Raw genomic sequence first — 15,405 nt, 5'->3', positions numbered from 1 at the left:
CTCCTGCGTACTCGCAGCAAAACACAGCCACTACAGTTTACCCTTTCGCAATCTCCTTCCATTTCAGCACGTGAGGCAGCCTCGATTCGAATCGGTGTTACATTTGTTTGCATTGTGGGAAGATCGGCCCGTTGCTTTTCTATTGGCTATGTCGCAAGTCGACATTGCCAGTCGAAACCGGCCTTGGCGTTAGTCCGCCACCCTTCCGTTTGCGAAATCAACTTTTCGCAGCAATCCAGACACCTGTCGCCTGCGTACAATTCGATGCGTACCTTTCCAATCACCGAATGAGTTTTCAACCTGTTTCCCTGACCCACTGATTCGCCTGAAACAATTTGGCTGATTCGCACACAGTATTTTTGAACACACTCTGGCGGTAACTGCGACTGTTTCCCCTCACTCGTAGCCGCCCGTTTGAAACGCCGTAGGAGCACTCCCCTTGTTCGACGCAATGCTCGATGAATTTGATGACGACGCAGTCCGTACTCCGGAAGAAGACGAAGGCTTTGCCGTACAAGCCGTCGCCGAACTCGAACTGGATGACGATACTGCGGATCTGGATGTCGTCGATGGCGCCGCCGATGCCGATGCGCCCGTCAAGCTGGATGACGAAGAACTGATGAGCCTGGGTGAGGACTCCGAATCGTGGTCGGACGACCCGGTTCGCATGTACCTGACCCAAATGGGCGAAATTCCACTGCTCACCCGGCAGCAGGAAATCTATCTCGCCAAGAAGATCGAAGTCACCCGTCGCCGCTTCCGCACCAAACTGCTGGAATGCGACTATGTGATCCAACAAGCCTACAAGGTGCTGAAGCGCGTGCACGAAGGCGAATTGCCCTTCGACCGCACCGTGCAGGTCTCGGTGACCGACCGCCTCGAAAAGGATCAAATCCTCGGCCGGTTGCCCCACAACCTGAAGTGCCTCGAAATCCTGCTGAAGCGCAATCGCAAGGACTATTTGCTCGCCATGAGCAAATCGGCCCCCAAGACCAAGCGCAAGATTGCCTGGGTTCGCCTCAGCCGTCGCCGTCGCAAGTGCGTTCGCCTGGTCGAAGAATTGGGTTTACGTACCCAACGCATTGAACAGATGATTCGCACGCTCGAAGACTTCCACGCTCGCGTCGAAGAACTTCGCGCCAAGATTCATGCTCACGAATTGCAAAAGGGACCCGCCGCCGACCGCAAGCCGTGGCAGAGCGAACTCCGCAGCATCCTGGTTGCTGCTCAAGAAACTCCCTCGAGCTTGAAGGCTCGCGTCAAGTTGCTGAAGGTGGTCTACACCGAATATCAGCAAGCTAAGCGCGAACTGTCGGAAGGCAACTTGCGTCTCGTGGTGTCGATCGCCAAGAAGTATCGCAACCGTGGTTTGTCGTTCCTGGATCTGATCCAAGAGGGCAACGCCGGTTTGATGCGAGCCGTCGATAAGTTCGAATATCGCCGCGGTTTCAAGTTCTGTACGTACGCCACCTGGTGGATTCGCCAAGCCATCACCCGTGCGGTCGCCGATCAAAGCCGGACGATTCGCATTCCGGTGCACATGGTCGAAACGATGAGCCGCGTGCGCAACGTTTCGCGCCAGCTCCTCCAAGAGCTTGGCCGCGAGCCCACGATCGAAGAAACGGCCCGCCGTGCAAAGACGACCGTCGACGAAGCTCGCCGCGTCCTCGCCATGAGCCGCTACCCGATCAGCCTCGATCGCCCTGTCGGCAACAGCGAAGACAGCCACTTCGGCGACCTGCTGCCGGACGGCACTGCCGAAAGCCCCGCCACCGGCGCCTCGCAAGAGATGCTCCGCAATCGCATCAACCGAGTCTTGAAAACACTCAGCTACCGCGAACGCGAAATCATCAAGCTCCGCTACGGCCTCGGCGACGGCTACAGCTACACGCTGGAAGAAGTCGGCCACATCTTCAAAGTGACCCGCGAACGCATCCGCCAAATCGAAGCCAAAGCCGTCCGCAAACTGCAGCAACCCAGCCGCAGCCAAGAGTTGGTCGGCTTCCTCGATTAAGCTCGGTCTCCTCTCCTAACTCCCTCGCCTCGGTACTCCGGGGAGAGGGTTGGGGTGAGGGGCTGAGCAGCGAATAAAGCTTCCCATCAAAAAAATACGAAACCCGGTTGAGAGATCAGCCGGGTTTTTTGCGTATGGAATGTTGTTAAAGTGCTCGGTGTGGCAACACACTAGACTGGAGACCTTCCATGAGCTTCGATCTCGGCGTCTGGCACACCACCAAGCGGCTGACCGATAAGCAGGCCGAGAAACTATATGCCGACCTGTGCGAGGAGCGGCGGGATGGCGTGACGCCGCATCCAGCGGTCGACGCGTTCTATGAGGAGTTAACCGCGCGTTATCCCGAAATCGATTCGATCTCGGACGAGATGGTTGATGATCACGACTATTGTCCGTGGAGTTGTGCGCTCGATCGCTCTCCAGGGCATGTCATCATGGCCTGTGTCTGGTCGCAAGCCGAGAACGTGCAACGCTTCGTCACCCAACTCGCCCACAAAAACGGCTTGGCCGTGTACGATCCTCAACAAGGGCGAGTGTCTTATCCTGCTGTTTGAGTATTGCGTTTGTTTTCTCTGATACTCTGATACAGTTTCTCATGGACGACCAACAACTCAAACACCTCTTCGATCAACAAGCAGCGGGTTACGACGCGCGATGGGCGAAGCTGGCGCCGATTCGAGAGTCGCTTCACTTACTGCTTGAGTCGCTGTTTGCCGAGTTGCCTGCGCGGGCGAGGGTTCTTTGCGTTGGTGTCGGCACCGGTGCGGAGCTCGAGCATCTAGCGCGAGCATTTCCAGGTTGGGATTTCATGGCGCTCGATCTGTCGGGCGCCATGCTTGAGGCTTGCCGTCGTCGAGCCGAGGCCGGCGGGTTCTTGGCGCGATGTTCTTTTCACGAAGGAACCGTCGATTCACTGCCGGACGCAGAGGCCTACGACGGGGCGACCTGCTTCCTCGTCTCGCAGTTCATTCTCGATCCGTCGGCGCGGACCGCATTCTTTCGCTCGATCGCGCGGCGGCTGCGGTCCGGTGGCATGCTGGTAAATACCGAACTATCGGCGGCGACGGAGACGAAGCAGTTCGAAGAGTTGCTGAGGCCGTGGGTGCGGATGATGGCGACGACGCCCGAAGTCTCGCCTGCCACGATTGAAAAGATGCGCGAAGCCTATCGCCAGGATGTCGCGATTTTGCCCGCCGCGGCGATCGAGTCGATCATCGAGCTCGGCTGGTTTTCGGCGCCGGTGCAGTTTTATCAAGCCGGCCTCATTCGCGGGTGGTTCTCGCGGAGCCGTTAATTGTCCGCAACAGGCACTTCGTGCAACCGTTCTTAAGAAGCCAGCGGCAATTTGCCTGCGCGAAACTGCAGCAATTCAGCGTCGCTCGCCAAACCCGCGTACTCCAGCCGCATCAGTACTGATAGCAGGTCTGCGGGGCGGACCGTTCGGTTGTCGGCTGGGATCGAGAGGACAATGATCGTGCCCGACGCAGGATGACGAAAGGCAAGCGATTGTTTGACCCTGGCCGGTTGTTCAAAACCCACGCGAAACAAGAACTTTTGGAGTCCGTCAAACGTCAGCTCATCTTGGTTTTCGGCGGTCATCGGGACGCTCCTCGGAACCTGTGAGCTCTTGTACGATTCGAAGTGACATCTCGCGAAAAGCTGCGATGGATTCAATCGTCAACTGGTTGGAAGTTGGAATATGAACCTGAACGGAGTCCTGGTCAGGATCCAAGCAATCGGGATGCAGCCCGACATACTCTTGAATGTGCAACCAGAAGGCGCGGTCGGCTGCCGCGTCGTAGACGACCAGAATGAAGGGGTAAATTTCGAGTTGCCAATAGTGCAAGTCTCCGGTCTTGATCGTCATCGAAATGACAGATCCTTGCTGGATCAAATTCAAAGCATCGGTCGCCTTGAGTTGGAAACGAACCTCTCCGCTCTCGATCGCACCATCCTTCGCAAAGTGGAACATCGCGACATCGACGCCATAGTCGCGCCGGGGACGTCGCAGGATGTGCCCTGTCAGCAGAACGAATCGCTCCAAGTGATTCTCGCTGATATCTTCCAGCACATGCTCGCGCGTCCGCCGTTTACGCTGCGGGCGGTGACTGTCTTCGGAATCGGACATCATCAATGCTCACGGCCAAAATAGCATAACGACTGATTGCAACCTAGATGAACCGAAGGGCCGATGCTAGCAGTTCAGGCATCGATTTGCGGCTTTGCGGGCCGAAGTGTTGTAGGAGGTTGCTCGATAGGATCGAGTATAGAGGGACGCCCAACAATTCAGGCATCGTTGGACAAACTAGGTGAAACGGAACGGCGAGCAAGGAAGAAATCGATGACTATTGAAAACCAAAGTGATCTCGACGGCATCTTGCGGGCTGGGCGGATCGTGGCCAAGGTTCGCGATGCGATGCTGGCAGCCGTCGAGCCCGGCATGACGACGGTCGAGCTGGATGAAATCGGCGGCAAGTTGCTGGAGCATTTTGGCGCTAGGTCGGCGCCGAGAATTGCTTATGGTTTCCCCGGCCACACCTGCATCAGCGTGAACGAGGAAGCCGCGCACGGCGTTCCCGGGGCGCGAGTGATCGAGGCTGGCGACATTGTGAATGTCGATGTCTCGGCCGAGTTTGCTGGCTACTTCGCCGATACGGGCGGCACGGTGGTGGTGCCGCCGGCTGCGAAGTCGAACTCGCTGCTGTGCCACGCGACGAAGTTGGCACTCGATGCCGCGCTGGCCGATGCTCGCGCGGGAGCTGCCATCAATCAGCTGGGCAGGGTCATCGAACGAGTTGCCAGGTCGCACGGCTTCAAAGTGCTCAGGAACCTCGCCGGCCACGGCATCGGCCGGAAGTTGCACGAAGAGCCGGAAGGGATCGTCAGCTATTGCAACCACAGCGATCGTCGGCGGCTGCGGCTGGGTCAAGTCATTGCCGTCGAGCCGTTTCTTTCCACACACTGCACACAAGTCAACGAAGCCGCTGACGGCTGGACGCTGATTGGTCATCCGCACAACCGCACCGCACAGTTTGAGCACACGGTGATCATCACGCACGGCGAGCCGATTATTGCGACGCGTTCGGAAGCGGTCGGTTGACGTTCAAATGCAACGGCCGGATATTCGAGGTTGAGAACGAAATGCCTCGCCAGATCGGCGAGGCCGTTTTCTCTTATCCGGAAAGCTCACATGAACGCGACTTACTTTCGCACGTCGGCTTGGCTGTTGATTTCGCTGCTCGCGGTGAACGTGGCCTCGGCAGGATCTGGCTACGTGATCAGCAGCGGCGAGGGTGAAGACGAAGTCACGTATAAAGTGAACTTCGGCGGCGGTCGGCGGTTCGAGCAATACACGGCCTTCGATCCGGCCAGCAAGAAGTTCGTCTATCTCAAATTCAATCGCGGCGAAGCAGGCCCCGCGCCGGCGAGTTCGATCTTCAATCCTGCGACCGGTGAGATGACGCCGCTCTATAAATTTCCGGATGTCGAACAGCCGTTGCCGATCATCAAGAACATTGAAGAACTGAAAGCCGTGCCGTTTGCCAAGAAGCCGGGGATCAAGACGAAGCTGGTGGTGGCTTACGATTAACTCCGTCGCGTCGCGTTCGCTTGAGTCGCGATATGCTGATAGATCTGCTCCAGAGGGAACCGCGGCGAGTTGTTCTCGATCTTGTAGTGCCAACCGGAAAGATCTTGGCAGCCGGTGGCGTCAGGATGATAGGTCTCCGGATCGGCGAGATTGGCTAGTTCGATGCCGATGAAGCGTGCGCCGATTTCGTCCGTGGCAATCTCCATGCGGGCGATGTTGCGATAAGGAATCTGCGTGATCACCTTCCGACGGTTGACGACGTATTGCAGCCGGTCCTGACCGAGCACCAGAGCGCCGCGATTGAAGAGGAGCAGCACGCCGGCGGGAATCAGCAGCAGTCCACACACGCCGAGGAACAGGCCAAACCAACCTGCGTAGTCGGTGAAGGTATATTCGCCGGCTGGACCGCCGAACGTAAAGCTCCGCCAAGTGAGCAACGCAATGCCGCCGCCAAAGATTAAGGCGACAAAGCCCATGCCGATGATCCCAACGGCCATCGAGAGCGGGACGCGCAGCTCCTCGCCTGCGATCGGTGCTGGACGGGCAATCGATGGTGAATTCATGGCAACCTGCTACTTGGGAACTCGCCGCAGCGTGTAGTGCGCTTCGGCGGGAAAGAATGTCTCTTCGGCAGGTGCCAGTGATTTTATCCGGAGTTCGTAGACGTGCCCCGTTCTTAGTTGATCGAGCGCTAAGATCACTCGTTTGCGATCCGGGCTGAGCGAGACTTTCGCAATTTTTTCCGTTCGTCGATCGATGTCGTTGCCGCCGTACGCGGGTGTCGATTCCCGGCGGTAGCTGCTGAGGGAATAGCTCTCGAGTTGCTCGGCCAACTCCTTCTCAACCGGCACGAAGAACTCAAGTTCAAAGCCGCCGACGATCGCCCGCATCTCGGCCAGGCCGGAACCGAGTTTAGCCGGATCGACCTTGATGCGGATCACTTCGCCGATGTTGTTTCCCGCGCCCCAGCCGCTGTCGCGAATGCTGCCGACGAAGAGTTCACCGGCGGGGCTCACTTCGCAGCAGATCGGCCCTAGCGGCGCTTCTTCGGCGGGCGTGGGAACGGTCAGCGGATAAGCGCAGCCTTGATATTCGCCGTCGACTTTTTGCAGACTCATGCGAATGAGTCGCCGCGTGTCGTACTCGCAGCCGACGAGATGTCCTTCGAGCGGGCCAAAGATGCTGACACTGCCGCGCACTGCTGTCAGCTGCTTGTCATTCAGAGTCCGCGGCGTGTTCAAAAAGCAGATGCCATTCACACTCCGCGTCCAAGGATGCGGAATATCGATCGCCGGCGGTGTGAGTTCCTGCGGCTTCTCCTCGCCCTTGTTCACAAAGCCGTAGTGCTTCCCCGGCTGCACATGATTCAGCTCATTGAACGGGTTGTAGTTGCCTTGATTATCCGTGACGAACAATTCATCCTCGGCATTCAGTGCCATTCCCATCGGAAACCGATGGCCGTGGGTGAGGACTTCAAAATTGTACATCCTGTGATGGTGCTGCTCGTCGATCGCCCGAGTTAGTTTCAGAACCGAGCCACGCAGCCGTTTCGCCGCGTCCGCACGATTGTCCTGAAAACAGGGCAAGGCGATGTAGTAGTTGCCTCTGCTGTCACTCGGCAAACCAACGGCCCAGTCGTGGTAGTCGCTGGTGTATCCCCAACCAGAGGCGATCAGGCTCGTTTCGTGGCTGCCATCCCGATTGCGAACGATTTTTAACAGACCATATTTCGCAACGACATCGACATAATTAGGCCCTGCCTGAATGCCGTAGGGGGCGGCCAAGCCATCGGCGAGAAGCTCTCCTTGCAGCTGCGCCGTCGCTTGTGCGTTGGTTGAAAAAGCGAGAACTTGACCTTTGAGCGAGGCGACCACGAGTTCACCGTTCGGCCGCCATGCAAGTGCGGTTGGCATGATGTCGGTGGAGAGCGTCAATCGCTCGCCGGTCATGCCGGGCGCGATGGTGACTGGCGGTTGCGTGAAAGGAACGGCCGGTGAACGTGGCACGTGATATTCGTCGGCAGGGAGCTGCGAACGGTAGCTCGCGTTCCAAGAAACCTTGCTTTGAGCCAGCCCTTTGAACTCGATAGTCGCTGTGTCCGATTTGAGCCAGCCAAACTCCGTCGGGCCGTCGACCGAGACTTGGATCGAGCCCGAATTGGCCAATTTCAAACTCAATCCGCGCGGGCTCGTCTCCATTTCGCTCGGCTCGATGCCATGTTTCTTGGCATCGAGCAGTCGCCAATGAATTTTGGCGTTCTCTGGAACGCCGGATAGTTCGAAGTGGCGAACCAAGCCATTCCCGTTGAAATCCGGCTTCAAGTCCTGTCGCACTCGCAGCGAAACAGTCCACGGCGGCTGGGCATCTTCCTTGCTGCGACGAAAACGGAGAGTGTACTTAATGCTGGCCTGATCGCTGCTCAATCGAAATTGCTCGGGCTCTGCGAGCCATTGTCCGTCAGCGACTGCGAAGTATAGTCGGCCGTCGATTTCCACGGCCAACTCCGATTCCTGGATTCCCGTCGTCAGTAGCGCACTTCCCGCCGGCTCCCAGTACCAATTCTTTCCTTTCGTTCGTTGCCGCGCGAGATCCCCTTGGCTCCAAGCGAGCAACCGGTGCGTGGCGAAATCGAAAAGAACGTTCTGCCGATTCGGCAAACCGATAAGCGCGGCGCGCTCCAGCATCTGGCCTTCGTATTCGATCAGATCGGTAACGACGAGCGGCTGTTGCTGCGAGTTGTCTTCGCTGGAATAAAAACGGAGCGTGCGAACCGGCGCGGGCAACGGCGGTTCGAAGCCGGGAGTGCTGAGGACTTGCCAGACGGCGGCGAGTTGGTCGTGAAGATTGTCCTGCAGCACGCCGCGAACGGGCGTTTGTACCGAGGGCATTTCCATCCGCGGGACGATCCGCGCAGGATTGCGAACCCAGCGATCGAACCACGTTTTGCGGAGCCGATTCTGCGGCATCGAGAGGGTCGGGCCACGAGCGTTTGGCGGCGCTTTCACCGGCTGCACGCTGCCGACTTGATGGCAAGCAGTGCAGCTAAAGCCGTCGGTGCCGACCAGTCGTTTGCCGGCGAGCGCTCGCGCGGCGAGCTGCGCTGGCTGCGGCTCCGGATGTTTGGTTCGCTCGTAATCGGGAATGCGATCGCTGCCGATGAAGTGCGCGCTGACTTGCTCGATTTGTGCTTTCGACAAGCGAAACTTCGGCATCTGCACTTGCAGATAAGGCCGATGCGCTGGACCTGCGCGCGTGATGGCTCCAGCCAGCGCCGCATCGGTCAGCTTGTCGCCGACGCTGTTGAGCGACGGCGGCGTGAGAGCGGGAATCTGTGGCGCGAGTTCCGGATCGGACTCGGCGAGGCGCACGAGCTTATCGCCGAACTTTTTCGGCAGCACGCCGGCGAGTTGCGGTTCGCGGGAGTGGCAAGCGAGGCAGTTATTTTCGATGACGAGTTGCGCGCCGTCGGGTTTGTTAAGGGAGGTCTTGTCGGGCGCGACTCGCTGCGAGAAATAGTCCTTCAGCGCATCGCTGACCGGCGCAGCATGCGTGAACAACGGCTGGCCGCTAGGATCTTTTGCCGTCTCACGGACACACGACTTCTCCCAATTCGATGTTGCCGTTAAATCAGCAAGCGACTTGGCTGCTGGCAGCTTCGCAATTTGTTCTTGTTCGGGCAAACGATGACATTCGTCGCAGCGATACTTGCGCGCGATCTCCCGCGCACGCGAATTTCTTTCCTTTGCCTCATCTCGCGACTCGCGCCGTTCGGCTCCCTTTCCCTGACTACTCAAATAAGTCGACAAAGCTTCGCGTTCGTCGGCGGTGAGATCGAACACAGGCATGCGATGATCGCGATTTAGCGTCTCCGGCTTTTGTAGCCATTGCGCGAAGAACTCTGGAGGGCGTTTCGCGGCGATGTTGGTCAGATCGCCGCCGCCATAGAGGCCACTCTCGCCGAACTCGCCACTTTCATGACAGGCGAGGCAGCCTTTGGTTCGCAGCAGATTCTCGCCGGCCGCATGCAGCTCGGCCGTGGTGCGCGGCTTCTTCTTGGGATCGGCTTTGGGTGGTTTTTCGGCGACAGGTTTCGGTTTTTTGCCATCTCCCGCGAGCAGCCAGTCGGCGAGCAGCTCGACTTCATCCGCGGCGATGTTGAGAAACGGCATCCGCCGCTGCGACTTGCGGATGTTGCTGAACTGATCGTGGGTGCCATCGTCGCGAAGCCAATTCACCAGCCAATCGCGCTGCAGATTGCCGGCCAGTTGATCGAGGGCCGGCGCCGGCATGGGCTCGCGGTTTTGCTCGCCGGAAGAATGACATGCTTCGCAGCGCAGAGCTCGCGCGAGAACCTGGCCACGTTCGAATGAGTCCGACACCACCATCTCGCGCGCATGCTGAAGAGCTCGCGCCGGCACCGGTTCCCGCTCAAAGCGATCGCTGGACCAGAACAAGCCGATCTGCGCCGGCCAGGCGGTGGCGATGAATTGAATTTCGATCGGCAGTGGACCGAACGTGAGCTGACGAGTCGTGGAACTGGCCCAGCCGGAAAGCTTTTGATCGGCGATCCACTCCTTGCCATCGAGCAGCACGCGGGCCTGGCCATTGCCGTGCAAGTGCAGCTGATACTGGCCATCGTCGGGCACATCGAGCACGCCGCGGTAGGTGACGGTAAAGAGTTCGCCAGGCCGGAGTCGTTCATCAGGCCGTGCATTCCAATGGGCCGCCACGACGGCTTCGAGTCGCTGCACCGGCGATGACTTGGCTTGTTGAAATTGCGCGATCAGCCCCGGCAGAAAGGGTTCCTCTTCGTCCTCTTGCGCCGCAGCGATAACGCCGAGTGAAAACGCGCAGACAATCGCGCCGAAATACCGCCAGCTGGCCATGAAGCAATCTCCGTGAAGAAGTCACGTCGATTGTCGCTGGTGAGACAACGGATTGCTACGGAGGAACCCAGCCGCCTTCGGCTGGGCACATTTGGGACGCGAGTCCTACCGCGCGCCAGCTTTCTGGAACCGTGGTTTGGGCCGGTCGGCAGATGGTTTCGGCGGTGACTTGAGCAATCGCAAGTAACCCGCACCGAGCAGATCTTGCAGTCGCGCTTCGAGTTCTTTCGTAATGCTCAAGCGATTCTTCACTCGCAGATCGACAAGCGTGCGATCCTCGGTAATGACCTGCATCTTCAGGACGCCAGGCTTCTCGCCAGTGGGTGGATAGCCGCGGATGATTTCGTAGGCCTTCTTCACCGTTTCCGGGCCGTGCTGCCGTTCGTCAAAACGGATCTCAATGCCGCTGGTGCTCCGCTCGTCGATGTCGGTGAGCGTGGTGAGCTCGTCGATGTTCAGATTCGCTTCTTCGCCGCCACGACGATCGACGCGGCCGCGAGCCATGAGAATGGCATCGGGAGCGACGAGTTGGCCGTACTCGGCAAAGGTGCTCGGCCACATCGTGCAACGAATCACGCCACCCTCGACGTCTTCCAAGTCGAACATCACCCAGCGCGACGGCATGCCCGGCTTGGGATCTTTCGAATTGCCATACTTCAGCGCCGCGAGCATGCCGCCGAGAATCACTTCCTGCTTTTCCGGCAGCGTCTTCGCCGATGTCACCGTATGCGAACGATACATGGCGAGTTTGTTTCGAAATTCATCGAGCGGATGACTCGACAGATAAAAGCCGAGGACTTCCTTCTCAGCCTGCGCCATTTCTTTCGGCACGAGCTCGGCGATATCCGGCATCGTGACGGCGGGCTTGGCTTCTTCGTCGCCACCGAACGCGCCGAACAAAGATTTCTGGCCGCTCTTGCGATCCGACGCCACGCTCTGACCGGCCTGAATGGCTCGTTCGATAATCGCGCCGAGTTGCGACCGCTTCGCTTTGAAACAATCGAACGCGCCGGCTTTGATCAGCGTTTCGATCACACCCTTGCTCGCGCCGCTCGAATCCACCCGTTCGCAGAAATCAAACAAGTCCTTGAACGGCCCACCCTTCTTCCGCGCGGTTGCAATCGCTTCGCCCGCGTTGCCGCCGCAACCCTTGATCGCAGAGAGGCCGAAATAAATCTTGCCGTCGCCGACCGTGAACTCCACATCGCTGCTATTCACATCCGGCGGCACGACCTCGATATTCATCCGCTTGCAATCTTCCAGATGCTCGACGAGCGCATCCTTCGTTTTGAAATTGCGGCCCTCGATATCACCACAAAGGAGCGCGGCCATGAACTCAACCGGATAGTGAGCCTTCAAGTACGCAGTCATATATGCAATGAGGGCGTAGGCGGTTGAGTGGCTTTTGTTGAAGCCGTAGCCCGCGAACTTGATGATCATGTTCCAGAAATCTTCGGCTTCGTTCTTGGCAAGACCTTTCTCGCCGCAGCCTTTCAGGAACTGATCTTTGTTTTTCGCGATCAGCTCTTCTTTCTTCTTGCTGATCGCTTTGATGCAGGTGTACGAACTGGCGAGCTCGATGCCGCCGAGCTCGTTCAGAATCCGCATCACTTGTTCTTGATACACCATCACGCCGTGCGTTTCGCCGAGAACCTTTTCGCACACGGGATGAATGTAATTCGCTTGCTGCCGGCCGTTCTTCACTTCGACGTAGTCGCGCACCATACCGCCTTCGAGCGGACCAGGGCGATAGAGCGCGTTCGTCGCGATGATGTCACGGAAATGGTCGGGCTTCATCTTCTGCAGCAGGTCGCGAATGCCGCCCGATTCGAGCTGGAAGATGCCTTTCGTTTCGCCGCGCTGCAGCAGAGCGAATGTCGCCTTGTCGTCGAGCGGAAACTTATACGGGTTGATCGTGATGCCCGTCGTCTGCCGGATGATTTCCTCGGCTTTGCTGAGGATGGTCAAGTTGCGGAGGCCGAGAAAGTCCATCTTCAACAGGCCAGCTGCTTCGACGTCACCCATCGACCACTGCGTGATGATGTCGTTCTTGCCGCTGACTTTGCCCAGCGGCACGTACTCAGTGAGCGGCTTGTCGGCGATCACCACCGCCGCGGCGTGCGTGCCGATGTTGCGGGCCAGGCCTTCGATCTTTTGCGCGAGCTTCAGCACCTCGGCAACTTCCGGATCGCTGTTGCTGAGCTGCTTTAGTTCGTCCGATTGCTCGAGCGCTTCTTCGAGCGAGATGTGCAGCACGTCCGGCACGAGCGACGTGATTTTGTTGACGCGATCCATCGGCAAACCGAGCACGCGGCCGACGTCTTTGATCGCCGCACGAGCTTGCAACGTGCCGAAGGTGCCGATCTGGGCAACGTTGGCTTCGCCGTACTTTTCCTTCACATAATTGATGATCAGGCCGCGACGTTCTTTGCAGAAGTCGATGTCGATATCGGGCGCTTCTTTACGATTCAGATCGAGAAACCGCTCGAACAGCAAGTCGTATTTGATCGGACAAACGTGGCTCAAATACAGCGCAAAACAAACGAGCGCGCCGACACCGCTACCTCTCGCCGTGGCGGGAATGCCCTTGTCGCGGGCTTCGCGAACGAAGTCCCAAACGATGAGAAAGTAATTCGGAAAGCCCAGCTTGTTGATGACGTCGAGCTCGCGATCGAGACGCGCGATGACCACATCGGCGAGTACATCATCCTTGAGCATTTCGGGATCGTCGCTGTAACGATCCTTCAGACCTGTGATGCACAGCTCGCGCAAATACTCCGCCGTCGAGCGCCCTTCCGGCAACGCATAGACCGGGAAGTGCCGCTTGCCGAGCTCGAGATCGATGCACACGCTGTTGGCGATTTCCTGGCTGCGCGCCACGGCATCTTCGAGCCCCGGAAAGTGCGCATACATTTCTTCCGGCGAACGGAGATAGAACGAGTCGTTCTCCATCTTCATCCGGTTGCTGTCGGTGCGGAACTTGCCGGTGTTCACACACAACATCACGTCTTGGGCTTCGGCATCGTCGCGGTCGACGTAGTGCGCATCGCTCGTCGCGACGAGCGGCAGGCCCATCCGCTTGGCGATTTCGACGGCCCCTTCCAACTGCAGCCGTTGAATATCGACGCCGTTGTTCATGATCTCGACGAAGTAGCGATCGCCGAAGAGCTTGTGAAACCAGGCCGCGGTTTCCATTGCCTTTTTGAAGGCTTCCTCGCCGTCGCCGCCGCGGAGAATCGCCGTGCTGAACTCGCTCGACACACAACCGCTAAGGCAGATGATTCCCTCGCTGTGGGCCTCGAGAATTTCCTTGTCGATGCGCGGCTTGTAATAAAAACCCTCGAGCATCGCGTGCGACGCCAGCTTGATCAGGTTCTTAAAGCCGACGCGATTCTGGGCGAGCAGCGTGAGGTGATAACTGGCTTCCTTGCTGTTCGCGGCGTCCTTCTTTTCAAAGCGGCTGCCGGGGGCGATGTAGGCCTCGTAACCGAGAATCGGATTGATCCCCTTGGCCTTGGCTTTGTTATAGAACTCGAGGGCCCCGTGCAGATTGCCGTGGTCGGTCAGGGCCAGGGCGTTCATGCCGTGGTCCTTGGCCCGCTGCACCAATTTGCCGATCGGCGAGGCGCCATCGAGCAAGCTGTAATGCGAATGGCAATGCAGGTGGACGAACGAGCGCGACATGCGGGCATCCTTGCAAAAGTAAGGGAGAAGACAGATCGGCCAATCGGGTCGAATCAGTCGCTGCTAGCAGCCTGTCATTTTAGGGCATCGGCAGAAACCAGCGAGGGCAAATGGAGCTCGATTTCTCACAACAGTTGTTTCAGTTCTGCGAAATCCACAAACCATTCTGAGTAAATCACTTAGCGAAAACGACCGCCAAATCCCCACAACACTTTCATCCCTCAAGGGAGGGTGATTACAACAGTTCCAAAACAGCACCACAACCTTTTCTCACCACTTGATTATCCTTTCAACAACAACTTGCAAACGATCGATCATTCTCGTCGAAAATAGATCAACGCAAGCGCATCAGCCGATGGCCCCAAAGTGCATCCGCTGGTAACGCTCATCGGCAATGAGTACTGTTCAATTGTACAAAATCTGCGGTGGCATGTCAAGAAGTTTGGCGCGTCAGTAACGCAGACTGAAACAAGCGAGCCCAGCACAATTGCCGTCTCACCACTTCCCTGCCTGGGCTCCACCGGCGACATGCAAAGTCTCGCCGGTCACGAACTTTGCCCCCTCCAGATACAGCACCGCATCGACCACTTCTTGCACCGAACCCATCCGGTTCAGCGGTTGCAGGCTGGCGAGAAAGTCGTGCGTTTCGGGAGCGTGCATGGGGGTTTCGATGATGCCCGGCGCGACGGCGTTCACGCGGATCTTCTGGTCGGCATATTCAATGGCCAGGCCGCGAGTCACCGCGTCGAGACCACCCTTGGTAATCGAAGCCATCGCGGCAGAGACACCTTTCATCGGTTGCCGCACGAGCGACGTCGTGAGATTCACGATATGTCCGCCGCCACCCTGTTTCAACATCTGGCCGATCGCTTGCTGTGTCACATAAAAGAAGCCGCCCAGATTGAGCGAGATGACGCGATTGAAATCCTCGACCGTGTATTCGGTAAAAGGCTTGGCGAGAAACATGCCGGCGTTGTTGACCAGCGTGTCGACACGGCCAAACTTTTCGACAGCGGCGGCGATTACTTGCTCGGCAACCGTGGGGCTCGAGATATCCCCAGCCACGGTCAGCACATTGGGATTGCTATCGGCTTTGATCGAGCGCGAATTGGCAACCACTCGATAGCCCTGGGCGAGAAAACCCTGCACGAGCCCCGCGCCGATTCCTTGCGAGGCGCCCGTGATCACGACGACTGGTGCTTGAGTGTTCATGACTTCTCTCCTCGTTCCCG

At 58.0% G+C, this 15,405-nt stretch carries 11 protein-coding genes; 5 read left to right on the top strand and 6 right to left on the bottom strand.

Annotated elements, in window-relative coordinates; all coding sequences use genetic code 11:
• Positions 1-439 precede the first annotated feature (439 nt).
• From M9Q49_RS03105 to M9Q49_RS03095, 3 genes are all read left to right on the top strand, one after another.
• The gene (locus tag M9Q49_RS03105) at positions 440-2,014 is read left to right on the top strand and encodes a sigma-70 family RNA polymerase sigma factor (RefSeq protein WP_254507186.1); all 1,575 of its coding nucleotides are present in this window, start codon (positions 440-442) and stop codon (positions 2,012-2,014) included.
• Positions 2,015-2,202: 188 nt separating this feature from the next.
• Positions 2,203-2,568, top strand: coding sequence for a hypothetical protein (locus M9Q49_RS03100; RefSeq protein WP_254507185.1), 366 nt, complete (start codon positions 2,203-2,205; stop codon positions 2,566-2,568).
• 41 nt (positions 2,569-2,609) lie between these two features.
• Entirely contained in the window at positions 2,610-3,308 is a 699-nt protein-coding gene (locus M9Q49_RS03095) for a class I SAM-dependent methyltransferase (protein WP_254507184.1), read from the top strand.
• A gap of 32 nt (positions 3,309-3,340) precedes the next feature.
• Here M9Q49_RS03095 and M9Q49_RS03090 read toward each other — a convergent pair whose 3' ends face one another.
• Positions 3,341-3,613 (bottom strand): hypothetical protein, encoded by a 273-nt coding sequence (locus M9Q49_RS03090; protein WP_254507183.1) that lies wholly within the window; start codon positions 3,611-3,613, stop codon positions 3,341-3,343.
• Positions 3,591-4,142 (bottom strand): DUF4365 domain-containing protein, encoded by a 552-nt coding sequence (locus M9Q49_RS03085; protein ID WP_254507182.1) that lies wholly within the window; start codon positions 4,140-4,142, stop codon positions 3,591-3,593. Before M9Q49_RS03085 ends, M9Q49_RS03090 begins: the two co-directional genes overlap by 23 nt.
• Positions 4,143-4,355: 213 nt before the next feature.
• On the opposite strand from M9Q49_RS03085, the gene map reads away from it, so the two are divergent.
• Complete coding sequence (map, locus tag M9Q49_RS03080; protein ID WP_254507181.1) at positions 4,356-5,114, top strand: type I methionyl aminopeptidase; 759 nt, start codon at positions 4,356-4,358, stop codon at positions 5,112-5,114.
• A gap of 90 nt (positions 5,115-5,204) precedes the next feature.
• Positions 5,205-5,603, top strand: a complete 399-nt coding sequence (locus M9Q49_RS03075) for a hypothetical protein (protein ID WP_254507180.1) — start codon at positions 5,205-5,207, stop codon at positions 5,601-5,603.
• On the opposite strand, the gene M9Q49_RS03070 is transcribed toward M9Q49_RS03075, so the two are convergent.
• The 4 genes from M9Q49_RS03070 to M9Q49_RS03055 form a co-directional block, all read right to left on the bottom strand.
• Positions 5,600-6,166, bottom strand: coding sequence for a hypothetical protein (locus tag M9Q49_RS03070; RefSeq protein WP_254507179.1), 567 nt, complete (start codon positions 6,164-6,166; stop codon positions 5,600-5,602). The genes M9Q49_RS03075 and M9Q49_RS03070 overlap by 4 nt on opposite strands.
• Before the next feature lie 9 nt (positions 6,167-6,175).
• On the bottom strand, positions 6,176-10,489 hold the full coding sequence (locus tag M9Q49_RS03065) for a c-type cytochrome (protein WP_254507178.1): 4,314 nt from the start codon (positions 10,487-10,489) through the stop codon (positions 6,176-6,178).
• Between the two features lie 105 nt (positions 10,490-10,594).
• Entirely contained in the window at positions 10,595-14,173 is a 3,579-nt protein-coding gene (gene dnaE / locus M9Q49_RS03060) for a DNA polymerase III subunit alpha (RefSeq protein ID WP_254507177.1), read from the bottom strand.
• Positions 14,174-14,668: 495 nt separating this feature from the next.
• On the bottom strand, positions 14,669-15,385 hold the full coding sequence (locus M9Q49_RS03055) for an SDR family NAD(P)-dependent oxidoreductase (protein ID WP_254507176.1): 717 nt from the start codon (positions 15,383-15,385) through the stop codon (positions 14,669-14,671).
• Positions 15,386-15,405 lie beyond the last annotated feature (20 nt).

The organism is Anatilimnocola floriformis, from assembly GCF_024256385.1.
Classification (GTDB): Bacteria; Planctomycetota; Planctomycetia; order Pirellulales; family Pirellulaceae; genus Anatilimnocola; species Anatilimnocola floriformis.
The sequence above is the reverse complement of the archived record's forward strand: the minus strand, read 5'-3'. Positions and strand labels throughout refer to the sequence as shown.